Origin of the sequence: Psychrobacter sp. K31L (assembly GCF_017942195.1) — a bacterium.
Lineage (GTDB): Bacteria > Pseudomonadota > Gammaproteobacteria > Pseudomonadales > Moraxellaceae > Psychrobacter > Psychrobacter glaciei.
The window spans coordinates 26,214-47,953 of record NZ_JAGKSC010000010.1 but is presented as its reverse complement, the minus strand read 5'-3'; the positions used below and the strand labels follow the sequence as shown (position 1 = coordinate 47,953).

The 21,740-nt window shown below is 44.2% G+C and carries 20 protein-coding genes; 12 read left to right on the top strand and 8 right to left on the bottom strand.

Annotated elements, in window-relative coordinates:
- Positions 1-30: 30 nt before the first annotated feature.
- Together J5X94_RS12780 and J5X94_RS12775 are read right to left on the bottom strand one after the other, a co-directional pair.
- Positions 31-849 carry a DUF72 domain-containing protein gene (locus J5X94_RS12780; protein ID WP_210541489.1) on the bottom strand — a complete coding sequence of 273 codons (819 nt, stop codon included), beginning with the start codon at positions 847-849 and terminating at the stop codon, positions 31-33.
- A 70-nt stretch (positions 850-919) separates the two neighbouring features.
- Positions 920-2,017, bottom strand: coding sequence for a polyprenyl synthetase family protein (locus J5X94_RS12775; RefSeq protein ID WP_210541488.1), 1,098 nt, complete (start codon positions 2,015-2,017; stop codon positions 920-922).
- Between the two features lie 806 nt (positions 2,018-2,823).
- Between J5X94_RS12775 and fadB the strand changes: the two genes are divergently transcribed.
- The 5 genes from fadB (at position 2,824) to J5X94_RS12750 (ending at position 8,668) form a co-directional block, all read left to right on the top strand.
- The gene (gene fadB, locus J5X94_RS12770; protein ID WP_210541487.1) at positions 2,824-4,983 is read left to right on the top strand and encodes a fatty acid oxidation complex subunit alpha FadB; all 2,160 of its coding nucleotides are present in this window, start codon (positions 2,824-2,826) and stop codon (positions 4,981-4,983) included.
- Between the two features lie 230 nt (positions 4,984-5,213).
- On the top strand, positions 5,214-6,386 hold the full coding sequence (gene fadA, locus J5X94_RS12765; protein ID WP_189586714.1) for an acetyl-CoA C-acyltransferase FadA: 1,173 nt from the start codon (positions 5,214-5,216) through the stop codon (positions 6,384-6,386).
- Between the two features lie 320 nt (positions 6,387-6,706).
- Entirely contained in the window at positions 6,707-7,282 is a 576-nt protein-coding gene (locus J5X94_RS12760) for an isochorismatase family protein (RefSeq protein ID WP_189586717.1), read from the top strand.
- 59 nt (positions 7,283-7,341) lie between these two features.
- Entirely contained in the window at positions 7,342-7,971 is a 630-nt protein-coding gene (locus tag J5X94_RS12755) for an HD domain-containing protein (RefSeq protein WP_210541486.1), read from the top strand.
- Between the two features lie 91 nt (positions 7,972-8,062).
- Positions 8,063-8,668: a DUF1287 domain-containing protein gene (locus tag J5X94_RS12750; RefSeq protein WP_228293264.1), complete on the top strand. Its 606-nt coding sequence runs from the start codon at positions 8,063-8,065 to the stop codon at positions 8,666-8,668.
- A 147-nt stretch (positions 8,669-8,815) separates the two neighbouring features.
- Here the strand turns inward: J5X94_RS12750 and asd are convergent, their stop codons facing one another.
- Positions 8,816-9,658: an archaetidylserine decarboxylase gene (gene asd, locus J5X94_RS12745; RefSeq protein WP_210541485.1), complete on the bottom strand. Its 843-nt coding sequence runs from the start codon at positions 9,656-9,658 to the stop codon at positions 8,816-8,818.
- 116 nt (positions 9,659-9,774) lie between these two features.
- Between asd and dtd the strand changes: the two genes are divergently transcribed.
- The 3 genes from dtd to phoR all read left to right on the top strand — a co-directional run bounded on the left by dtd (position 9,775) and on the right by phoR (position 12,226).
- On the top strand, positions 9,775-10,227 hold the full coding sequence (gene dtd, locus J5X94_RS12740) for a D-aminoacyl-tRNA deacylase (RefSeq protein WP_210541484.1): 453 nt from the start codon (positions 9,775-9,777) through the stop codon (positions 10,225-10,227).
- Positions 10,228-10,370: 143 nt separating this feature from the next.
- Positions 10,371-11,075 carry a phosphate regulon transcriptional regulator PhoB gene (gene phoB, locus J5X94_RS12735; protein ID WP_210541483.1) on the top strand — a complete coding sequence of 235 codons (705 nt, stop codon included), beginning with the start codon at positions 10,371-10,373 and terminating at the stop codon, positions 11,073-11,075.
- 62 nt (positions 11,076-11,137) lie between these two features.
- Positions 11,138-12,226, top strand: a complete 1,089-nt coding sequence (gene phoR, locus J5X94_RS12730; RefSeq protein ID WP_051000744.1) for a phosphate regulon sensor histidine kinase PhoR — start codon at positions 11,138-11,140, stop codon at positions 12,224-12,226.
- Here phoR and J5X94_RS12725 read toward each other — a convergent pair.
- Entirely contained in the window at positions 12,223-12,813 is a 591-nt protein-coding gene (locus J5X94_RS12725; protein ID WP_210541482.1) for a M23 family metallopeptidase, read from the bottom strand. The genes phoR and J5X94_RS12725 overlap by 4 nt on opposite strands.
- Positions 12,814-12,993: 180 nt before the next feature.
- Between J5X94_RS12725 and J5X94_RS12720 the strand changes: the two genes are divergently transcribed.
- On the top strand, positions 12,994-13,734 hold the full coding sequence (locus J5X94_RS12720; RefSeq protein ID WP_210541481.1) for a putative quorum-sensing-regulated virulence factor: 741 nt from the start codon (positions 12,994-12,996) through the stop codon (positions 13,732-13,734).
- 55 nt (positions 13,735-13,789) lie between these two features.
- Here the strand turns inward: J5X94_RS12720 and J5X94_RS12715 are convergent, their stop codons facing one another.
- Positions 13,790-14,743, bottom strand: coding sequence for an alpha/beta fold hydrolase (locus J5X94_RS12715; protein WP_228293263.1), 954 nt, complete (start codon positions 14,741-14,743; stop codon positions 13,790-13,792).
- 533 nt (positions 14,744-15,276) lie between these two features.
- On the opposite strand from J5X94_RS12715, the gene J5X94_RS12710 reads away from it, so the two are divergent.
- Positions 15,277-15,954 (top strand): TIGR00730 family Rossman fold protein, encoded by a 678-nt coding sequence (locus J5X94_RS12710; RefSeq protein WP_010200649.1) that lies wholly within the window; start codon positions 15,277-15,279, stop codon positions 15,952-15,954.
- Between the two features lie 156 nt (positions 15,955-16,110).
- Here J5X94_RS12710 and J5X94_RS12705 read toward each other — a convergent pair whose 3' ends face one another.
- Positions 16,111-17,778 carry an FAD-dependent oxidoreductase gene (locus J5X94_RS12705; protein WP_228293262.1) on the bottom strand — a complete coding sequence of 556 codons (1,668 nt, stop codon included), beginning with the start codon at positions 17,776-17,778 and terminating at the stop codon, positions 16,111-16,113.
- Between the two features lie 699 nt (positions 17,779-18,477).
- Here J5X94_RS12705 and J5X94_RS12700 point away from each other — a divergent pair.
- Positions 18,478-18,912 (top strand): hypothetical protein, encoded by a 435-nt coding sequence (locus J5X94_RS12700; RefSeq protein ID WP_010200644.1) that lies wholly within the window; start codon positions 18,478-18,480, stop codon positions 18,910-18,912.
- An 85-nt stretch (positions 18,913-18,997) separates the two neighbouring features.
- Here the strand turns inward: J5X94_RS12700 and J5X94_RS12695 are convergent, their stop codons facing one another.
- Positions 18,998-19,603, bottom strand: coding sequence for a YceI family protein (locus J5X94_RS12695; protein WP_210541480.1), 606 nt, complete (start codon positions 19,601-19,603; stop codon positions 18,998-19,000).
- 762 nt (positions 19,604-20,365) lie between these two features.
- On the opposite strand from J5X94_RS12695, the gene J5X94_RS12690 reads away from it, so the two are divergent.
- Positions 20,366-20,665 (top strand): type B 50S ribosomal protein L31, encoded by a 300-nt coding sequence (locus J5X94_RS12690; RefSeq protein ID WP_010200640.1) that lies wholly within the window; start codon positions 20,366-20,368, stop codon positions 20,663-20,665.
- Between the two features lie 208 nt (positions 20,666-20,873).
- Here J5X94_RS12690 and J5X94_RS12685 read toward each other — a convergent pair whose 3' ends face one another.
- On the bottom strand, positions 20,874-21,737 hold the full coding sequence (locus J5X94_RS12685; protein WP_210541479.1) for an SGNH/GDSL hydrolase family protein: 864 nt from the start codon (positions 21,735-21,737) through the stop codon (positions 20,874-20,876).
- Between the last annotated feature and the right edge of the window lie 3 nt (positions 21,738-21,740).

The window sequence follows — 21,740 nt, the reverse complement described above, 5'->3', positions numbered from 1 at the left end:
GATACTCGCAACTAATATTACTATTCGACATCACAACACCTCAAACCCAAACTTACCCAAAGCTTCCCGCAACATCGCAATATTATAAAAAGCATGCGCATTGACAGTGTTTTGAAAGAAGATATAGAGCGTATCAAAGTGCTGGCGCTGATTAGCAATCGCTTGCGCCCAGTCCTGCATCTCAGCTTCACTATAACGATAATCATGACGGTCAGCTGCGCTCATCGCATCCCACCAATTTAGATTATTGCCGTGCATACGCAGGTAGCCAGTGCGTTCAGTGAATATCAATCGTGATGGTGGCAGTCCGCTAACCTTGGGATAATCAACGCTACACCAAATCAGACCTTGCTGCCGAAAGCTATCGACCACTTGCGGCGTGTGCCAAGCGTTATGACGAAACTCAATGGTGAGTGGGTAGTCTTGAAACCAACTGACAAGCTCTGCCAGATAGAGACGATGCTCGCGAGTACGATCAAAACCATGCGGAAACTGGAGTAACAAAGGTGCTAGAGCATTTGCTTCGATAAGCGGAGATAAGGCGTTTAGAAATGCTTGTGCGTGTTCGGCAGTGCCTTTGCGTGCATGAGTAAAGTCTTGATGTAGTTTGACGGCAAATTTTAACTGGCTGTCGGCTTGCACGTAGGCTTTATTGACCATACCCGCGAACGCTTTTTGTCCAATAGGCGCATAGAAGCTGCTGTTAATCTCCACCGCACCATATTGCTTGGCGTACTCACGTAAGAAATCGGTTTTTTTGGTGCCAGTAGGGTACAGCGTACCGAGTAAATCGGTATCGCTATAGCCACCAGTGCCAAGGTAGATACGCGGGGTAGGGTTACTGTCCATGTTGACCACTCACTGCCGTTTGGGTAATAAAGTTTGCTACGATATCTTTTGTCTTCGGTTATTCACTAAACTATTTCTTACGCGACCATAGCCACTCAATTAGTGCTAGTAGTGCGTCGTTGTCTGTATCTGTTTTTTCGTTTTCACTACTCAGTTCATGACTACTCATTTCACGAATGATGGCAGCACGCCCATCATTAAACAGCGATTGTGCATAGTCAGTCGCCTGATCAACACCCATCAGCTTCACGTAAGTAGATTTGTCTAGTTTTTCATCACTGCCGGCAGGTTTGCCAAGCGTATCGGTGCTGGTGGTGACATCTAAAATATCGTCTTGAACTTGAAAGGCTAGGCCAATATGCTGAGCACACTCTTGTAGTGCCATACGCTGCGGAGCCGTCGCCCCAGCACATATACCACCCATAAGCATGGCTGCTTCAATCAATGCGCCCGTTTTATCACGGTGAATGGCTTCCAAATCGCTTTGTGAAATGCTGTCACTGGCTTCTGCATTGAGATCTAGCATTTGACCGGAGACCATACGTCTAGCACGCGGCGCAAATATAGCGAGCAGCTGGCTGGCAATATCTGAGTCATAAGGCGCAAAGGTAGGCAGCTCTGCGGTCAATACTTCAAAAGCTAGCGTTTGTAATACGTCACCGGCGAGTAGGGCGGTCGATTCTTCAAAGACGATATGAGCCGTTGGCTGACCACGGCGCAGCTCATCATCGTCCATACAGGGCAAATCGTCATGCACCAACGAATAGGTATGTAGCAGCTCTACCGCCAACGCGGCACGGCGCGCCATATCATAATCTGAGTCGTTTTCTAATAACGATGCTAATTCATCGCTGACTGCCGTGTCTGTATTAAACTTATTATCAACATTCTTATTATTATTATCATTCACGTTGGCAAAGGCGCTGGCGACCAGCAGTGGACGCACCAATTTACCTTGACCCGTCATCACATAACGGCAGGCATCCAACAGTGGGCTTGGTAGCTGGGCATAAGCAAACAGCACATCGATATCTTTGGCTAATTGCGCACGTACAGCACTATGGAATTGCTTGGTGCTATTATTGGCATTGCTATCGGTGCTGCTGTCAGAGCGATTAAAAGACTTAAAGCTAGTAGGCATAACGCTTGGCGTAGAAGAAACAGTCATAATCCAACCATTTATCAGAGGAGTAATAAAATTATCGTTAGTGTAGCATGAACGATTATATTGCTTGTGTGAGACAGAGTATCAATCGATTGTTTTTGGCATTTTTCTGTTGCGGTCTGTTTGGGACAAGGCTTACTTCAGCCGAAAGATAACAACAAGATTTAGTTACGCATAGATGATTTCACTCATTGGTTGAATATGTTCTGATAAAAGAGCAAGCTAAGCGAGGTACAATTAATCGGATAGCACCAACGGTCTACCATCTTTGAGATGGTACTCATTCAAGATTAGGTTCATTGTTTATCTAAGTTAGTGATTCAATTCGATAACTAAGTATACGGTTGTTCACTAAAACACTTTAAGCGTAAGGTAAATGCCTGCAAGCGATTTAAGAGTGACTTGCGAGTATGGCATTAGCTTGTGACAGTGAGGGGCATAATCCCCTACACTAATTGACGTGAAAATGATCTGGTGACGATGGCAATAGGTTTTTACTCAGGTTATTTGGTCGTCGATGCCTCATATCGCACCATATCTCAGTCAATATTTATAACATCAACACTTGCAACAGCAGCACCTTGAAAGAAATTATATAAATGAAGTGTCATATGATGTCATGTAAGAAACGCAAAATAAGTGCATCATCATGAGCGCTAGATAATAAAGACATCTTCACTCGTGCGTAGACTCTGTGTTGGTTTTTATGACACAACAGGCGCACAGTGCTATTACCCATTTTACTAACAGTAACTGGCTATTTATTTTAATTCAAAACGTAGCTTTCGTTATATAGAAAGGAGTTTCAGATGGTATACCAAGGAAATCGCATCACGGTGACAATGCTAGAGGATGGCATCGCCAATATGCAGTACAACGCCGAAAATGAGAGCGTGAACAAGTTTGATGCCGAAACCAACAAGCAGTTTGGTGAAGCCGTCACCGCTTTAGAAAAAGCTGATGACGTAAAAGGTCTTATCGTAACTTCGGCGAAAGGCGTATTTATCGCTGGTGCTGACATCACAGAATTCGTCGGTTCTTTCAAAAAGTCAGAAAGCGAGATCAAAGATTGGGTCGTTCATGTTAATGACGCTTTCAATCGTTTTGAAGACTTGCCGTTTCCAAAAGTTGCTGCCATTAATGGTGCGGCAATGGGCGGCGGTTGTGAGATGACATTGGTTTGTGAATACCGTGTCATGAGTGACAAAGCGATTATCGGTCTACCAGAAACTCAGCTAGGTATCTTCCCAGGTTTTGGTGGTACGGTTCGTAGTACGCGTATCATTGGTATCGACAATGCACTTGAGCTGATCGCGACTGGCGCTCCTAAAAAAGCACTAGCAGCACTAAAGCTAGGCTTGGTTGATGCGACGGTTCCTGCTGATGACTTGCAAGATGCAGCGATTGACTTGGTCAAAAAATGTATCTCAGGTGAGCTTGATTGGAAAGCAAAACGTGAAGAGAAATTGGTACCTGTTAAGCTAAATCAGCTTGAGCAAGCCATGGCATTCAACAGTGCTAAAGGTATGATCTTTGCCAAAGCCAATCCTAAGCAGTACCCAGCACCAGCGCTCGCGATCGAAGCAATCGAAAAGCATGTGAATTTATCACGTGACAAAGCGATCGACGTTGAAGCGACCTATTTTGCAAAAGCGGCGAAAACCCCACAAGCAGAAAGCTTGGTTGGTCTATTCTTAAACGATCAATTGGTTAAGAAATTAGCGAAGCAGCATAGCAAGCAAGCACACGAAATCAATGAAGCGGCTGTATTGGGCGCTGGTATCATGGGTGGCGGTATCGCTTATCAGGCTGCCAGCAAAGGCTTGCCAATCATCATGAAAGACATCAAGTCTGAGCAATTAGACCTTGGTATGGGCGAAGCCAGCAAGCTACTTGGCAAAATGGTCGATCGCGGCAAAATGACCCCAGCAAAAATGGGCGAAACCTTAAGCCGTATCCGTCCAACGCTTAACTATGGTGACTTTGCTGAGACTGACATCGTTATCGAAGCGGTCGTAGAAAATCCGAACGTCAAACGTGCGGTTCTTAAAGAAGTAGAAGGTCTAGTAAAAGACGATTGCATCCTAGCGTCAAACACCTCAACGATTTCTATTACTTTCTTAGCTGAAGCACTTGAGCGTCCAGAAAACTTCGTCGGTATGCACTTCTTTAACCCAGTAAACCGTATGCCGCTAGTAGAAGTTATTCGCGGTGAGAAGTCATCTGAAGAAGCGATTTCAACGACCGTTGCTTTGGCCACAAAAATGGGCAAAGTGCCTGTCGTCGTGAATGACTGTCCAGGCTTCCTTGTGAACCGCGTATTGTTCCCATACTTTGGCGCCTTTGATTTGCTGCTTAAGCAAGGCGCTGATTTCGTCCATGTTGATAAAGTCATGGAAAAATTCGGCTGGCCGATGGGTCCTGCTTACCTAATCGACGTCGTTGGTCTAGATACGGGTGTACATGGCGCAGCAGTCATGGCAGAAGGTTTCCCTGATCGCATGAAGCCTGATTATAAAGGTGCTATTGAGCTTTTATATGAAAACAAACGCTTAGGTCAGAAAAACGGTGTTGGTTTCTATAAGTACGAAATGGACAAACGCGGCAAGCCAAAGAAAGTTGCTGACGAAGCCACTTATGAGCTACTCAAAACCACGACAGATAGCGACAAGCAAACCTTTGACGATCAAGCGATTATCGACCGTACTATGCTGGCTTTCTGTAATGAGACCGTGCGCTGCCTAGAAGACAATATCGTTAGCACGCCATCTGAAGCTGATATGGCGATGATTATGGGCGTTGGTTTCCCGCCATTCCGTGGTGGCCCTTGCCGTTATGTCGACCAAATGGGTCTAGATAACTACTTGGCATTGTGTGAAAAATACGCCCATCTTGGCAAAGCCTATGAAGCGCCGCAAAAGATTCGCGATATGGCAGCCGCAGGCGAGACCTTTTACGCCACAGCGTAATAGGCAGTCACTACTAGGATGAAGTGCCGTACGTTTGCTATTTAGGCTAAGAGCAATTGAGACATGAATCGTCTCCAATAGTGAACGTACGATTATAGTGAGTTTCATTTAATGCTAGTACGAGGAAATCGAGTGCAAATGTACGTATTGTACTTTAAGCGAGATTGACGAGTTGATAGCATTAAAATGAACTGACTACACTGACAATAAAAATTGAAAAGGAAGATAGTATGACAATTTTAAGTCCAAAAGACGTGGTCATCGTAGATGGCGTACGCTCAGCGATGGGTAAAACCAAAAACGGTATGTTCCGTCACGTTCGCGCTGATAGCATGTCTGCTGAATTGGTACGTGCATTGGTTGAACGTAACGATTTCGACCCACGCGACGTTGAAGACATCATCTGGGGTTGTGTCAATCAGACACTAGAGCAAGGTCTAAACATCGGTCGTAACATCGGTCTGCTGGCTGGTATTCCAAAGACTGCTGGTGGTCAAACCGTTAACCGTCTATGTGGTTCTTCTATGCAGGCGCTACACACTGCTGCTGCCCAAATCATGACCAACCAAGGTGATGTGTTCATCATCGGTGGTGTAGAGCACATGGGTCACGTCGGCATGATGCATGGTGTTGATCTTAACCCTGAAGCATCAAAGCATTATGCAAAAGCTTCAAACATGATGGGCTTGACTGCTGAGATGTTGGGCCGTATGAATGGCATCACCCGTGAAGAGCAAGATGCCTTTGGTCTTGAGTCTCATCGCCGTGCATGGGCTGCGACCACTGAAGGTCGTTTTGACAATGAAATCATCGGTATCGAAGGTCATGATGCTGCTGGTCGCTTGCAACTATGTACCGTCGATGAAGTGATTCGCCCTGATGCTACGATGGAGCAAATGCAAAATCTACGTCCAGCCTTTGATCCTAAAGGTGGTACGGTGACGGCTGCAACGTCATCTGCATTATCTGACGGTGCGTCTGCAATGCTAGTGATGAGCGCACAGAAAGCCAAAGAGCTAGGTCTTAAGCCGCGCGCTCGTATTCGCAGCATGGCTGTGGCCGGTTGTGATGCCGCTATCATGGGTTACGGTCCTGTACCTGCTACGCAAAAAGCACTTAAGCGTGCTGGCATGAGCATCGATGATATGCAAACCATCGAGCTAAACGAAGCATTCGCAGCGCAAGGCTTGTCAGTACTAAAAGCCTTGAACTTGACGGATAAGCAAGACATCGTCAATATCAACGGTGGCGCGATTGCGCTAGGTCATCCACTAGGGTGTTCTGGTGCTCGTATCACGGTTACCTTGCTAAACGCGATGGAGCAGTCAGATACTGAAATCGGTCTAGCGACGATGTGTATCGGTCTTGGCCAAGGTATTGCTACTATCATTGAGCGTGTTTAATTTTAGTCTGACTTATACGGTATGCCATCGTAGCAGCATCAGTCGTTGATGGTGGCATCATATGAATAAGATTATACGAATTAGATAGTAACGACGTGCCAATAAATAAAACCTCTAGTCATTATGGCTGGAGGTTTTTTTATGGGCTAAACTAATGAATTTCGATGTTGTAAAACAGATTGTGTATTGTGATTAAAAATTATCTCCATTGACGCACTCAGCAAACTATGACTAAATGAGCATAAGGCTAATAAAGACAATATCAATGATAAAACTAACATAGCCTTTAACAATAAAGTCAGCCGTACAAGGAGTGTGCCATGTCTACTATGATTACCGATCGTACCTATCGAATCGCTCGCGAAAATACCCAAGCGATGATAATCGATGTTCAAGAACGCTTAACGCCGCATATTTATGACCATGAAAATATCGTCAAAAAGACAGTCACTTTGATCAAAGGTCTACAAGCCCTCAACATCCCAATTATGCTCAACGAGCAGTACAAAAAAGGTTTGGGCGATACGCTACCTGAGATACGTGAAGTATTAGAAGGCGACAATGCCAAAAGCTTTGAAAAGGTCACGTTTAGCGCTTGTGATAATAATGATTCATGGCATTATCTCGCGCAGCAAAATCGAAGCATTGTCCTATTATTTGGTGTCGAAGCCCATGTTTGCGTCATGCAAACGGCGCTGGATTTATTGGATAATGGGATGCAGCCAGTTATTATTGGCGATGCCGTTGGGTCGCGCTTTCCTTATGACAAAAAGCAAGCCATTCGCCGTATTCGACGCGCTGGCGGCGTGATTACGACAGTAGAATCCATTCTGTTTGAATTATGCCGCAGTAGCCAAGACCCTGCCTTTAAGACTATTAGTAATTTGATTAAGTAGCGGATGCAATACAGCGCTTGATAAGACAGGCGCTGTATTGCATTTAATCAGAGAGAAATATGTCCTCAAACACACCTATAAAACTGACCAATCCAACGCGCGATGCAAATATTAAGATAGATGACGTCACGCATTTTTTATTAGAGCTTGATGCCCTAAAACGTGTCAATCGACGCAGCTATGTGACGGGGACGACTCGCTTGGAAAACTCTGCTGAGCACTCATGGCATTTAGCAATGGCATGCTGGTCAATCGCTGAATTGTTTGAGTTAGACGTCAATCATGAAAAATTGCTTAAGATGGCACTGGTGCATGATTTGGGTGAGATTGATGCGGGCGATACTTTTTTATATGCTGATACCCGTCGTGATGCGCACTTCGAAGAGCGCGAGGGTATTGCTCGATTACAACGCGAACGCGGTAACGGGATTGTTGATTTAAGTGAGATCTGGGAGGAGCAGGAGACAGGTAATAGCAAAGAGGCTGATCTACTTAGAGTGGTCGATCGTTTATTGCCATTTTTGCTTAATTTAAATACTGAGGGCAAAACGTGGATTAAGCTTGGTGTTACACGCTCGCAAGTGGCAGGGGCGCATGAATTTATCAAAGACAGCTTTCCTCCCATCCATGATTGGTTATCACAAAACATTGAATACGCGACCCAGCAAGGGTGGTTGGTTGATAAGTAAATTGATAGCGTCACCTTGTTACTGACTCGCAACGTTTGACGCTGTTTAAAATCTTTATATTGAATAGTGTTAATAATAATAGAGAGGTTCCATGCACTTATTTAAAAACTATAAAACATGGTGCAAATCGCTAGCCTTTGTCAGCATGCTGGGACTAGCGCAAATGGCGCAAGCGCTTGCTCCTATCAGTGATGGCGATAAATTGGCGCACGATGCTAAAAAACAGATTGGTGTCACGGTGAGTTATGATCCTACTTACCGTAAGCTGGACTTTCCGCGTGGCGATGTACCAATAGAGACTGGCGTCTGTACCGATGTGATTGTCCGTGCTTATCGTTTGCAAAATGTGGATTTGCAGCAATTGATCAACCATGATATGAAATCAAATTGGTCGGGCTACCCAAAGATTTGGGGCTTAAAGTCAACGGACAAAAATATCGATCATCGACGCGTGCCCAACCTTGAAACGTTTTTTGCACGTCATGGACAGACGTTATCTACGACTGATAAAAGCAGTTTTCAAGCGGGAGACGTTGTGTCATGGCGGCTGCCAAAGGGTAACTTGCCGCACATCGGTATCGTCTCAGATAAAGTAGCTGCTGATGGTACGCCGCTGATTATTCATAATATCGGAAGTGGTGCGCAGGAGGAAAACATCCTATTTGCTTATCCTATCCATAAGCATTTTCGATATTGATAAAGGCTTTTGCACAAGGTAGCCCAAAGTAGTAAAAACAAGCAATACAAAATGGAAGTAGTACAAACTAACAGCCATTAAAAAACCCAGTTAAACGTCATTATCTACGTTTAACTGGGCTTTTCAGTATTATGAGTTTCTTACAAATTAAGCTTGCTGAGCTTTTGCTTCACCCAATAACTGTCCCATTTTTACCACGCTATTGGCTTTCATGCTGTCCTGCCAATCTGCTTTTGCGGCTTTTGGCAAAACGACAATCGCCGTTGAACCCAAATAAAAGCGTCCAAGCTCAGCGCCTTTTTCAAAGCTCATATTGTGCTCTGATTCTTGGATGTCCTCAGTGCGGCTGATTTTGCCAGTGGCGACGGTTTCGATGCCAGCGACGATCATAGCACCGACCATCACCACGGCAGCTTTGCCATATTTCGTATCAAATAAACAGACCAAACGCTCGTTACGAGCAAATAAATCAGGCACGTTCTCGGCCGTGGTATTATTGACAGAGAACAGTGTGCCTGGCACATAGCGGGTCTTAGTCAGTGTACCCGCAAATGGCATATGCACACGGTGGTAATTACTAGGCGCGAGATAAACAGTCGCAAAGCTACCATCAGCGAAGTAGCTACCATCTTCGCTGTCAGCAAGTAATTGGCCAACATCATAATGACGACCTTTAGCCTGTAGTAGTTTATGGTCTTCAATTTGACCTAGCTGCGAGATGATACCATCAGCAGGACTGACAATACCGTTGGCGCTGCTGTCGATAGTACGTGCATTTTCTTTGAGCTCACGGGTAAAAAAGTCATTAAAGCTCTCATAAGCATTAAAGCTCTGACGCTCATACTCACCTAAGCTGACGCCGTAAGCTTTGGCAAAGCCACGAATAAAGGCACGTTTGACGTACGGATGACGGCTGGCGGCTAGACGCCCAGCGACTTTACTCAGCTGCTGCTGCGGGACAAGCTGTTGTAAGGTGGTAAATACATTCATAATAAGGCTACCAAAATAGGATTGGAAATAAGAATAAAAATTAGGCAAGTTAATGGCTGTATTTTATCATGGACAGCACATTATTGTCTGAGCATAATCTGTTAAGGAATCAGTAAATGAAAGCACTTATACAACGGGTGAGCCATGCCAACGTCGTCGTCGATCAGCATTGTATTGGCAAAATCGATCATGGGATATTGGCATATATTGGCTTGGGGCATGAAGATAGCCTGCAAACTGCCCAACGCATGATCGACAAAATCTTGGCCTATCGTATTTTTGAAAACGATGAAGATCCTGCCAAGGTCGGTAAACTGGATAAAAATGTGCAACAGGTCTGTGGCGGACTGTTGTTGGTGTCGCAATTTACTTTGATGGCAAAAACAGACAAGGGTCGTCGCCCTGACTTTGGTGGTGCGATGGCACCTGATGCTGCTCAAGTGCTGTTTGCACAACTGGTTGATTATGCCAACACTCAGCATCACAATGTTGCCACTGGTCAGTTTGGCGCTGATATGCAAGTTGCCAGCGTCAATGATGGGCCCTTAAACTTTTTATTAGAAGTATAAAAATTATCTGTCATCAAGCTGTCATAATTAGTCCGTTTAATAAGTAGCAACAGGCGAATGTCCGTCGCCTATTTTTGTACTTTGATTTTTGGGTGCTAACTTTTTGAACGCTGATATTTTGACTATAATAATAAGGTTGCCGTATGTACAATGAGCAAATTTTGATCGTCGAGGATGAGCCTGCGATTCGTGAAATGATTGTGATGACGTTAGGGATGGCTGGATTTGATAGCTTGCAGGCCGCCGACGCATCAGAGGCACATCAGCAAGTGGTCGATCACCGTCCGGCGCTCATATTATTGGATTGGATGCTGACCGGCGAAAAAAGCGGTATTGATTTTTGTCGTATGCTCAAAAACGACGATTTGCTCGCTGAGATACCGGTTATTATGCTAACCGCCAAAAGTGAGGAAGACAGTAAGGTTCATGGTCTTGATGCAGGTGCTGATGACTATATGACCAAGCCTTTTTCGACACGAGAATTAATCTCAAGAATCAAGGCAGTGCTACGTCGTAGTAGTACATTGAGCGCCGACAAGCCTATCGAAATCGGCAAGCTTAGCTTAGATCCCAAAAGCCAGCGCGTAACGGCGGCGGGCCAGCTCATTGACATAGGACCGACAGAGTATCGGTTGTTGGCATTTTTTATGAGTCATCCAGAGCGTGCGTATACACGGACACAGCTGCTAGATCAGGTTTGGGGCGGCAATGTCTATATTGAAGATCGAACGATTGATGTCCATATTCGGCGTTTACGTAAATTACTACAGCCTTATGACTGTGCTACGCTGATACAAACGGTGCGCGGTACTGGGTATCGGTTTTCCAGCTTGATTGAATCCAATTAGATTAAGATAGAACAAGTCGTGGCAAACGTAAAACAACGCAGAAGATAGTAGTAAGGATAACGATGACGATAATGCCGATAAAAAATGAGCAACAGGGTGAGCAAGAGCAGGTTGCCCAGCACAATACAACAAATCAACTCAAAAAAATCCGCAGTGCCTTACTAGCACTACGGGATGCGGTCATTTTGCTCAATGATGATGATGGTTTGGAATGGTGGAATCAGGCAGCGGAAGATTTATTGTTATTGCAGTCAAGCAATAAAGGTCAAAGCATTTTTGACTTTATCACCGTGCCTGAATTTCGCCAGTATTATCAGGCTATCACGCCACCGAGCGATGGTGTGCACATGGTGTCATGGCGAGATCCTAAACGTTATCTAAAGTGTGAACTGACGCCTTTCGGTGATGAAAAACTACTGATAATTTATGATGTGACACGCTTGCAGCATTTAGAGCAAATGCGCCGTGACTTTGTGGCCAATGTCTCGCATGAGCTGCGTACGCCATTGACCGTACTGATGGGCTATCTAGAAAATTTCTCCGATCAAGAGGATATGCCCCCGCAGTGGCGGCGTGGTTTTGAGCTAATGACCCAGCAGACTGCTCGTATGAATAGGATTGTGAATGACTTACTGCTATTGTCTCGCATCGAAATAGAAGAGACGCATGAGCTAAATGATATTGATATGACCAAGTTACTGACGCATATCTATGATGATGCGCAGGCGTATAACCAAGAATATGGTCATACTATTCATTTGCAGATAGACACTTACGATGGACTGTATGGCTCAGAGATGTATTTAACGAGCGCCTTATCCAATTTAGTGATTAATGCCATCAAATACACGCCAAAGGGTGGCAACATCGCTATCAGCTGGACAAAAACATCGGAAGGCTGCCGCTTTGCCGTCGAAGATGATGGTCTCGGTATTGCGCCCCAGCATATCGAGCGCCTGACGGAACGCTTCTATCGCATCGATAGCGGACGCAGCCGTGCTACGGGTGGTACGGGCTTAGGGTTGGCAATTGTAAAACATGTCTTATATCAACATGAGGCGCAACTAACCATAGAGTCGGTAGAAGGCAAAGGCTCGACCTTTAGTGCAGTATTTCCTAGCGCTTATGTACGTTCTGCCCATGCGCCTTAATCTTTTTGTAAAAGTGGGTAGGGGTTCACTGCGCTGCCATTGATATAAATACCATAATGAACATGGGTTGGCGTTCCTTTAGCATTACCGCTGTCGCCAACATAGCCAATGATATCACCAGCATTTACCCAGTCATTGGGTACGATGTCGGCATAATCCTCTAGATGGGCGTAATAATGTCCTGCGCCGCCCGGTCCGACCACCATTACCACGCGTCCCCCTAATGTATTTTCGCCAACTTTGCTGACGATGCCTTGCGTCGTAGCTTGTACCGGTGTGCCCCGCGCTGCAAAAATATCAATGCCCTCATGGGAGCGCCCTTGGCTACGTGCTGCGCCCCAAGTGTCGGTTAGATGCTGCTCTGGTAGTGGACTGGGAAGGCTGTTTTCTATGGGCAACTCTTGCTGCAATAAACTCAGTTGCTGCCATTTTGCCACGACAAACGACTGTGTCTGTTGGCTAATGCTAGGTAGTAATTTATCAAATACAAATAACAGCGCTAGTAACACCGTAGCCCTTATTATTAGGCTTAGCAAACGGCTGCATAGTGTTGGCTTTGGTGGTCGATTATTGCCATCTGCTAGCATTGATGTCTCTTATATATCTGATGTAGTTTGAGTTAGTATTATAAAACCCCTATCTTCCAAGGTGTGTATAGCATTGTTATCTATGGTTTTTACCCCCATAAATACAAGTACAATAAATAGAGTTTTATCTATTTATTGTTCCTATTCAGCCACGATGGTGCTATTGATGGTTAAATTTTTATGACTGATGCTTTTAATTCTGCGGACATTTCTAACTTGGCTGACATTTCTACCACGGCTGATACGGCGCTGGTTATCGATACCGAAACCGATCAAGGCCGTGACCCACGACCGATTCAGGTGGCGACTATCAATGTGGCCAGCGGATTTGAGTGGATGAAATATTTCAACAGTGGTCGCTCTATATCACCCGTTGTTATCAAAGTGCATGGTATTACGGATGACGACGTGGCTGGGCTTGAGCGTTTTGATTTGGAGCAATTTGAATTGCCCAAATACTTAATTGGTCACAACGTACGTTTTGATTGGCGGGTAATTGGTAGCCCCTCTGCCAAGCTGATTTGTACCGTGAGGCTGGCGCGCGTGGCCTTCCCAGAGTGGAGCGGCTACAGTCAATCTAAGTGTATCGAGCAATTATTGGGCAAGTCTGAGGCGAGCAGAATGACGATAGCCGCTCATGACGCGCTAGGTGATGCCCGTATGTGCTACTTACTTTATCAAGCTTGCTGTGAGCGTCTAGAGATTGCGCCGACGGATTTTGCGGCGGCACATGCTATCTCTAACAAAGCCAATCCCGTGAGCAAGATGCCCTTTGGTAAGCATAAAGGTAAGCTGATTAAAGACGTGCCCATCAACTACGTGAAATGGATGCTCGGTAACATCCATAACATGCAGCCGTCGCTTTATTCAGCGTTGACGAAGCGTATTAAGGCAGCAGACGTAGAAAATGTAAAAGAGTAAAGCGCATTATCAGCCGTTCTATTTTTATTCATGCTTGAAGCTGTGGTTTTGGAAGTTATTGTTGCTGATTTAACCAATCTACCGCCATTTGCCATAACTCAGGTGCTTTGGCATTGGTTCGACCACTAAAATAACGCATATGACCGATACTGCTTAATCCAAAATCTTTTGGCTCAAAAAAGCGTTTTTCGACCGGCATCTTTGTATAGACGCGAATCATGTCGTCGATGTTTTTGCTATTCGCAATTTCGTCATCGCTAAAGCCTAACCATAGTGCTGGCATGCGAATGTCATCATAAAAATGCGTGTGAATACTTTTGCCAAAGGCAGTCTTTATATAACCTGAGCCATTGCACCATTCGCGCCACTGACGAGCCACGCCGCGTGGTAGCGGCTCACCCATGCCGATTTTATCTGATGGGGTGTAACCTAATGCAAAGTTAGTGACAGGAATGAATGCATCCATAAAACCCATCGCTTTAATTTTATACGGCATGTCCATGTTCTTGATACAACCTGACGAGCAAGCGACATTGAACACCGAAGCGATAGCGTTATAATTGCGCATCAGACCAATCAGCTGACCGCCTGCGCTATGACCGATGAGATGGTAAGAAGCATCAGGAAATTCATCTTGCAACGCATCGAGGACGGCTGGCATATCATGACGACCCCAACTTATCAGTGAGGCATGACATTTGGCCAAATCGGTTGCTAGTGACTCGCCGATACCTTCGTTGTCAAAGGTCAGTACACCGAAGCCCTGCGCTGCTAAATGGCTCGCAAAGTTATGATAAAACTGACGCTTGATACCAGTGGCAGGCGCTATCATGACGGCGGCTTTGACCGCTTCTGTAGGACGATAAACCGTTGCGGCCAACGCTTGATTACGCTCAGTCATGATGCTTAGTGAGTAGCTGCCGTTATCGTCGTTGCTTTCATGATCATTATTAGCGTCGATTGTGTCACCTTGTGGTGCTACAGAAGATGGCGCATGATTATTATGCATAAAAATACCTTGATGAGTTTTGTCGTTTTTATTAAGGATGATAAGTATTGACCTGCAACGTTTTATAGCAAGTCAGTGCTAAAAAATGTAGTCATTGCGTAGCGATAAATCGTTGCTACCGCGTGATAGCACGGCTTATGTTAAGATAAACGCTAGCAAATAGCAGGATAATGAGCGCTATTTTATTTTCTCTGTGAGCAACCAGATTTATGCTATTTCTACTGACCACTTATAAAAACAAATATAAAAATCACAAATAGGTGTGAGTTTGACGGATGCTTATTATGCGTAATTAATAGACTGCTGACAACACTTTAGACCTTATGAGAACGCCTCATCATAAGCTCTTATCAGCAAAGCGTAAAAAGAGTAAAAGGTGGCAGCACTACAGAATACAGCGAGTTAACGTTAGTGATAAACGTCATAGCGAGTTAACGTTAGTGATAAACGTCATATTGTGTCATTCTAACAAACGATAAACCCCTTTACCGAACCATTCAATACAATAATCTAAGCAAACTTAGGAGCGTTATATGCAAATGAAAATTAATAATGAAAATTATGAAGTTATTACCAGCCAAGATATCACTCATATCGAAAAAGCCGTGGATAAATCAACATTAGCGATGCCATTAGTGGCTGTTTATTGTGGGTCACGACTGGGTAATAGTGAGGTTTATGAGCAAGCAGCCCGTGAGCTTGGTCGTGCTCTAGCAGAAAATGGGTTGGGTTTGGTTTATGGCGGTGCCAGTATTGGTCTAATGGGTGCAGTGGCTGACGACGTTATCAAAGGCGGCGCGCAAGCTGTTGGTGTGATTCCTACCTTTATGCTCAAACACGAAATCGCCCATGAGGGTCTGACTCGTCTGCATCTGACCGATACCATGCACACGCGTAAGACTGTCATGGCAGAGTACGCCGATGCTTTTATTACCTTACCCGGTGGTCTTGGTACACTCGAAGAGATTATGGAAATCGCCACATGGCGTCAGCTGTATCAACATGAAAAGCCGATGATTATTCTGAATATTAATGGCTTTTATGATCGCATGATTGAGCACTTAAAATATACCACAGAACAAGGCTTTATGAAGCAGCAAGATCTTGAGCGTTTGGTGGTTTGTAATACCATCGCTGAAGCGATTGATTTGTTACGGACAATCGTGACGATAGATGATGCGGTCGATACTGAAAAAATGGCGGGCAATTAAATATAGGTAGATCAGAATATGAGCTGTTAAATGGTCTCATTGTATATAAGAAAAAAGGAGGTCGTCGCTAATCACTAGCGACGACCTCCTTTTTTCTATACTTTTTAGCGTTGGCTACTGCCAGATTTATCGAACGTATTAACAGACGGCAAACGCCTAAGGCTGAGCTGGTGTTAAATTCTCTAACGCCATCTCGCGAATGCTATGATTGACATCAGCCATTGCTGCTGGGAAACCACGATCTTCAGCCAAGATGCGTGCCACTTTATCAATCGTTAAGCGGTCATTATGGGCCAAGTATGACCATTCATGCGCATGGCGACTACGATTTTCTGCTGTGTCATTGTCGATTAAGCCAAGAGTCGTCAATTCATTAACGATTTGATCAGCAGCGATCAAGGTGGACGACGCTTTGACATTTTCTGCGCGGGCGTAGCGTATATTAGAGTATAAACTCACATCTGCTACCCGTAAGGTATCGTCCTGACCCGGAATTTGCTGCCCGCCGTACAAAGCATTACCGACGGTGCGCGCACTGTTAAAGGTAGGCACAAACTCTGCTACGTACTCAATCGCTTGCTGGCTACGGGCTTGTAGCGGTGCTTTGTCCCAGCCATCTTCGATATAATGTACATACTGAGGCGGTAATTGAGGTTGTGCACTGGCTTTATCAGAAGCGACCAAGCCATCAGTAAATAGGGTAATGGCTTTACTCATACCGTGGATTTGAAAGTAACCGCCTGGATAAGGGGTCAGCTGCGCCATACCTTCTGGCGTGCCGCGACTGCCATACACGATAATCTCGGGTATTTGTCCACCAGCGTCGCCCCAGTGCGTGATATAAGAAGATTTGAACTCAACCATACGCTCGACTTTGACACCGACCATATCGTCGATAACACCAGTGCGAAAACCGCAAGCGTTGACCAAGTAATCGACTTCGATAGACTCAGGTTGAGACCGGCTCGCCTGCTGGTAATCGACGCGCCATTTTGTGACATGGTGATCAGCGTTGGTACAGTTCTCACAATCCACAGGCATGACTTGCTTAATTTCCGTATTGGTAAAGACGTGCGCATGCTCATAGCCTTCTAAGGCGAGTTGAGCAGAAGCGGCTAAACGAAAAATATTCCAGCCATACTCTTGCACGACGATAAGCGGAAACTTCACTTTATTTAAGTCCAGATATTTGGCAACCGGTATCACCCATTCGTCAACCGTGCTCGGTATCGCAACTTGCTCACGTTCAGACAGCGCAATCAGTTGCTCATGACTATAGAGCTGATAGTAGTTTTCCGGTTCGCCCAGTACTTTGTTATTGCTGTCTTGTGCGATGAGCTCGCGATAAGCATCGGTCAAGATATCGAGACGCGGGAGTAAATCCTCGGGTAAACCTTCGTCGCGCGTTGGGACAGCAAATACGGTTGGACGTACATCGATGGTATAAGGATAAAGGCGCAGGATATCGATACACTGCTTAAGCAAAGCAACGCAGTCTTCGTCAGGGATTTCACGGTATAGATTACCACCCGCGTGCAAATGGCACATTGGTGGACCATCGATAAGCGACTTTTTCTTTTCAAAGACGTAGGTCTCAAGTCCTAATGCAGCGAGGCGAATAGCAATCGTTGCCCCTGCAGTACCGCCGCCTAGAATGCCGACGCGTTTTTTAGATAGCTCGTCCTTTGTGGCAGCCGCTGCTGTATCAAGCTTAGTCTCTAAAAATTCGATATCTTTGAGGTCAATATCCTGAGCATCAGTATTCTGCAATTCAGCATCATGCAGGATGGCTTGAGAGGCGTTTTTGCTAAAATTATCGGTCATTGTCGTTGTTATATCCTTGATAGCATCAGCGTCGGGACATGCTCTGCTTATTCATATAATTGTTTGGGCATATAAGTGTGTGATCATGTCAGTGTCTTGAATCTTGTTGTAGCTATTGATATGCGTGCGGATACAGTCAAGTTCAACATTCATATGAGACCGCTATAGTCATACTTTTGATTATATGGCTCTTCTCATATACTGCTTATCATTTACAGCGCTATTTTACGAAAACCTACTGTGCATATGATGGCAAATACGTAAGTAGATGCATTAGTTTTGTCAACAAATTGCCATGGACTGTCTTGACCATGAAAAACAAAAATAGAAATGAGACGCCTAGCATCATTTAAGTATTAACAATCCTTTAAACGTCCATCAACATGAAATACCTTTGCTCATAAGATTCACGTCATGGTTTACTGATTTGTAATATTCGCAGGTTTTTGTAAGTTTATATTCTGGCAAAAACGACCGTTTTAGAGCATATGCTATAGTAAAATAACTTGAAATCCTCTGTGAGAGTAAAGTGTATGAAAGTAAAACAACTGTCTGAGCGTATGACTTAACTATCGCACAAATCAGCAGATTGCAATATTGATAATTAATGAACACCATGTTCAATAAAAATTCAGTTCCATAAAAATCTAGATTAATGAGATGTTTTTTTTAAATACTTTTAAATACAAGGAAGTGATTATGAAACGTATTCTGATGTTATCTGCTCTAGCCAGTGTGTTGACCGTAACGGGTTGTTCGACGCTAAACAATGTGTTTGGCAATGATGATTCAGGCATGCATGACGTACAAGCTACCATGAGCAATAAAGCGCCCGTTGCAAGCATGAATGGCATGCTAGTGGATGCCACCAACAAAATGACGCTATATACCTTTGACAAAGACTCCATGAACAAATCAGAGTGTGGCTCGGCATGTCTATTAGCTTGGCCGGCGTTTATGGCACCGAGCAATGCCCAAGCTTCTGGTCAGTTCGCTGCTTTTCAGCGGGAAGATGGTAAGTATCAATGGGCTGTCAATGGTAAGCCTTTGTACTTTTATGCCAATGATACAAAAGTTGGCGATACCGACGGCGATAACAAGCTTGGCGTTTGGCACATTGTTAAAACTAAATAAAACAAGTAGGTTTCAAATCGAAAAAAAAGCAGCCATCATAGTGGCTGCTTTTTTAGGTAAAGGTTTTTTAAAAAATATTTCAGCGCTATTTTGTTGTTTTCTGTACCAATTCACCATCGATTTGAATGGGAACCTCGGTAGTGATGCCAGCAGCAAACGCCGTCATACCATAGGCTGCGCGATCAATGATACCAGTAGCACGAAAACCAATGACTGGCTCTTTCGTAAGAGGGCTGTTGGCGATTTTATTTAACGTTACGTCTAGTGTGAGGGGCTTGGTTTGGCCAAGCATGGTGAAATCACCCGTTACTTTGGCTTGTTGTGGGTTGCTAAAAGTGACTTGGGTAGATTTAAAAGTCATCGCTGGGTATTTAGCCACATTAAAAAATTCATCCGTTCTTAGATGCTTATCACGGGCATCCCAATTGGTATCGATGCTATCGGTTGCAATTGTAAAGCTCATATTGGTTTTGCTAGGGGCCTTGATATCATAATTGACCACACCTTGCACATCATTAAAGCGACCCATGGTCGTTGAAAACCCTAAGTGATTGACAGAAAAACCAACACGGGTATGTGAGTCATCTAATTGCCATTGGCTAGGTAATGCCGCGCTTGCCATGGTGGTGACCGCAAGTGCTGAGCTAATGAGTAGGGCTTTCGTGGTGGTTTTTAGGGCAGTATTTATCATTGTTTATTATCCTTATTTAGTGACTGTGAATGAGTAGTACTTCATTTAATAACCGTTAATTTAACGATGATTAATTTACGAGTATTGAATGGTCACTGAGGTGACGTTTGTCATAATAGCAGTAAGTATTTATAAAAGCAGGCTATGGGCAACACGGCTAATACTTTATGAATCTTAATACTAAAAACTCAATACTAGGGCGTGTCCTCAATTCAATTGATCATATCTAAACGGGCTAAAAATGGCTAAATTTTGCCAAGAATCGTTAAATAGCTGGTTAATATCCCGATATTATCTGCGCTATTTTCCTCGTTTGACTGCAATTTATCTCATTTTTATCACCATTTTTAAAATGAGGACATGCCCTAAAAAGCAGGTATTATTTAAATAATCTACAAATTTAGTCGTTATTAAGTGGTTTATCTAATTAAATATTATAATAGCATAAAATACTTATCTCAATAACATTGTCGGTTTGCTGGTGCTTTATCCTCTATGATGATCGCAACTGCTGCTTGCATCAAACACCAAAAACCGTTAAAATCGCGGTTTAATTTTCCCGCTGGGGAAGGCTAGGTAAGCAGAGGTATGGTGTTGGGTGCTGGAATAAGCCAGTGACGCAGCTGCCAGCCTTGCAAATGTCCTTAGTGCCTCAGTTACGTATGCTCAGTTTTATAAGTGCTTTTTTATAAGAACTTCTTTATAAAAACTTCGACACATTGTCAATAAAACTGTAAATACATCGGACATAGAGAGTTTATTATGCGTAAAGATATCCATCCTGATTACCAAGAAGTTTTGTTCCACGACACTAACGCTGACGTGTTCTTTTTGACTCGTTCAACGGCTAAAACCAAAGCCACTCGTGAATACGAAGGTAAAGAATACCCATACTACCCACTTGATATCTCAAGTGCGTCGCATCCATTCTATACTGGTGAGCAACGTAAAACTTCTACCGAAGGTCGTGTTGCTAGCTTTAACAAACGCTTTGGTGCGTTTGGTGGCCGTAACAAGAAAGCTGCTGATTCTACTGAACAAGCTGCTGATTCTGCTGAATAAGTTACGTTTATCGCGTCAATTTATTTTGCTAAGCCATAAAAAACCGCTGATTATTCAGCGGTTTTTTTTGTTTAAACTTCAACGTTAAGTTTTAGGTTATTAAATCTTGAGCTGTCATTTTTCAAGATGTCATTTTTCAAGATGTTAGTTTTTGAGATATCAGCTTTGAGATATCAGCTTTGAGATATCAGCTTTGAGATATTAGCTTTTAGAAAGCAGGGCGGCTCAATTTGGCAGCTGATGAATTAAGTAACTTGACAATGAGCTCTGCCAACTGCTGCGCCCAGTAGCCATACATTAAACTACTAGGGTGGAAGCCATCACTGGCAAACATCACCTTAATATCAATTGGCATGCCCTTAGAGTGCTCTTCTATCATCCTTGGAAAATCAGTGGCCATATAAGTGACACCCTCATTACTTGTACATACTTGTTGTAATGTTTTATCAAGCATTGAAGCTTTAGCACCGACGAAGTTATTCAAAGGGGCCGGTATCGCAGGCATTTTCGCCATAGGCGGTAGACTCAAAAAAATCAATTGCCGTACACCAAATTTACGCTGAGCGATCGCAATAATATCTTCGATTTGCTGCTGCCATTTACCTACAGAAACGTTCGAGGTGGTGTCATTGACGCCAACACTCAGCACCATTACATCGATAGGGTGGCTAGGCGCGGGCAGCACATACAGCCTGCGCAAGATATCAAAGCTGGTATGTCCGGTGGTCGCTTGCAACGACCAGACCAAGTTAGCAAACTGAGTATTAATCACAGATTGCTGCGCTAAGATTGGCATCAAATTACCGACGAGTGCCTCATGCTGTGTCTGACTACCAACACCCGCTGCTGCTGAATCGCCAACGATCATGAGGTTTAGCGTTTGCTTGGTCTCATTTTTTGCATTATTAGCAATGGTATCAGTCGGTTTGCCTAATTGAATATGTCCGTGTCGCTCTCCGTTTGGCTCAGGCAAGCGCACCGTATCACGCTTGATTTTGCGGCCTTGATAAAGATAAACAGGGGCGAGTAAGACGTCGCGTGCAACCGACGCCATTTTATTACTATTTATCATATT

What these genes read in the sequence shown, in the direction of transcription:
- J5X94_RS12780 (WP_210541489.1), bottom strand. Translation starts at nt 849, where the DNA reads ATGGACAGTAACCCTACCCCGCGTATCTACCTTGGCACTGGTGGCTAT.
- J5X94_RS12775 (WP_210541488.1), bottom strand. Translation starts at nt 2,017, where the DNA reads ATGACTGTTTCTTCTACGCCAAGCGTTATGCCTACTAGCTTTAAGTCT.
- fadB (WP_210541487.1), top strand. Translation starts at nt 2,824, where the DNA reads ATGGTATACCAAGGAAATCGCATCACGGTGACAATGCTAGAGGATGGC.
- fadA (WP_189586714.1), top strand. Translation starts at nt 5,214, where the DNA reads ATGACAATTTTAAGTCCAAAAGACGTGGTCATCGTAGATGGCGTACGC.
- J5X94_RS12760 (WP_189586717.1), top strand. Translation starts at nt 6,707, where the DNA reads ATGTCTACTATGATTACCGATCGTACCTATCGAATCGCTCGCGAAAAT.
- J5X94_RS12755 (WP_210541486.1), top strand. Translation starts at nt 7,342, where the DNA reads ATGTCCTCAAACACACCTATAAAACTGACCAATCCAACGCGCGATGCA.
- J5X94_RS12750 (WP_228293264.1), top strand. Translation starts at nt 8,063, where the DNA reads ATGCACTTATTTAAAAACTATAAAACATGGTGCAAATCGCTAGCCTTT.
- asd (WP_210541485.1), bottom strand. Translation starts at nt 9,658, where the DNA reads ATGAATGTATTTACCACCTTACAACAGCTTGTCCCGCAGCAGCAGCTG.
- dtd (WP_210541484.1), top strand. Translation starts at nt 9,775, where the DNA reads ATGAAAGCACTTATACAACGGGTGAGCCATGCCAACGTCGTCGTCGAT.
- phoB (WP_210541483.1), top strand. Translation starts at nt 10,371, where the DNA reads ATGTACAATGAGCAAATTTTGATCGTCGAGGATGAGCCTGCGATTCGT.
- phoR (WP_051000744.1), top strand. Translation starts at nt 11,138, where the DNA reads ATGACGATAATGCCGATAAAAAATGAGCAACAGGGTGAGCAAGAGCAG.
- J5X94_RS12725 (WP_210541482.1), bottom strand. Translation starts at nt 12,813, where the DNA reads ATGCTAGCAGATGGCAATAATCGACCACCAAAGCCAACACTATGCAGC.
- J5X94_RS12720 (WP_210541481.1), top strand. Translation starts at nt 12,994, where the DNA reads ATGACTGATGCTTTTAATTCTGCGGACATTTCTAACTTGGCTGACATT.
- J5X94_RS12715 (WP_228293263.1), bottom strand. Translation starts at nt 14,743, where the DNA reads ATGCATAATAATCATGCGCCATCTTCTGTAGCACCACAAGGTGACACA.
- J5X94_RS12710 (WP_010200649.1), top strand. Translation starts at nt 15,277, where the DNA reads ATGCAAATGAAAATTAATAATGAAAATTATGAAGTTATTACCAGCCAA.
- J5X94_RS12705 (WP_228293262.1), bottom strand. Translation starts at nt 17,778, where the DNA reads ATGACCGATAATTTTAGCAAAAACGCCTCTCAAGCCATCCTGCATGAT.
- J5X94_RS12700 (WP_010200644.1), top strand. Translation starts at nt 18,478, where the DNA reads ATGAAACGTATTCTGATGTTATCTGCTCTAGCCAGTGTGTTGACCGTA.
- J5X94_RS12695 (WP_210541480.1), bottom strand. Translation starts at nt 19,603, where the DNA reads ATGATAAATACTGCCCTAAAAACCACCACGAAAGCCCTACTCATTAGC.
- J5X94_RS12690 (WP_010200640.1), top strand. Translation starts at nt 20,366, where the DNA reads ATGCGTAAAGATATCCATCCTGATTACCAAGAAGTTTTGTTCCACGAC.
- J5X94_RS12685 (WP_210541479.1), bottom strand. Translation starts at nt 21,737, where the DNA reads ATGATAAATAGTAATAAAATGGCGTCGGTTGCACGCGACGTCTTACTC.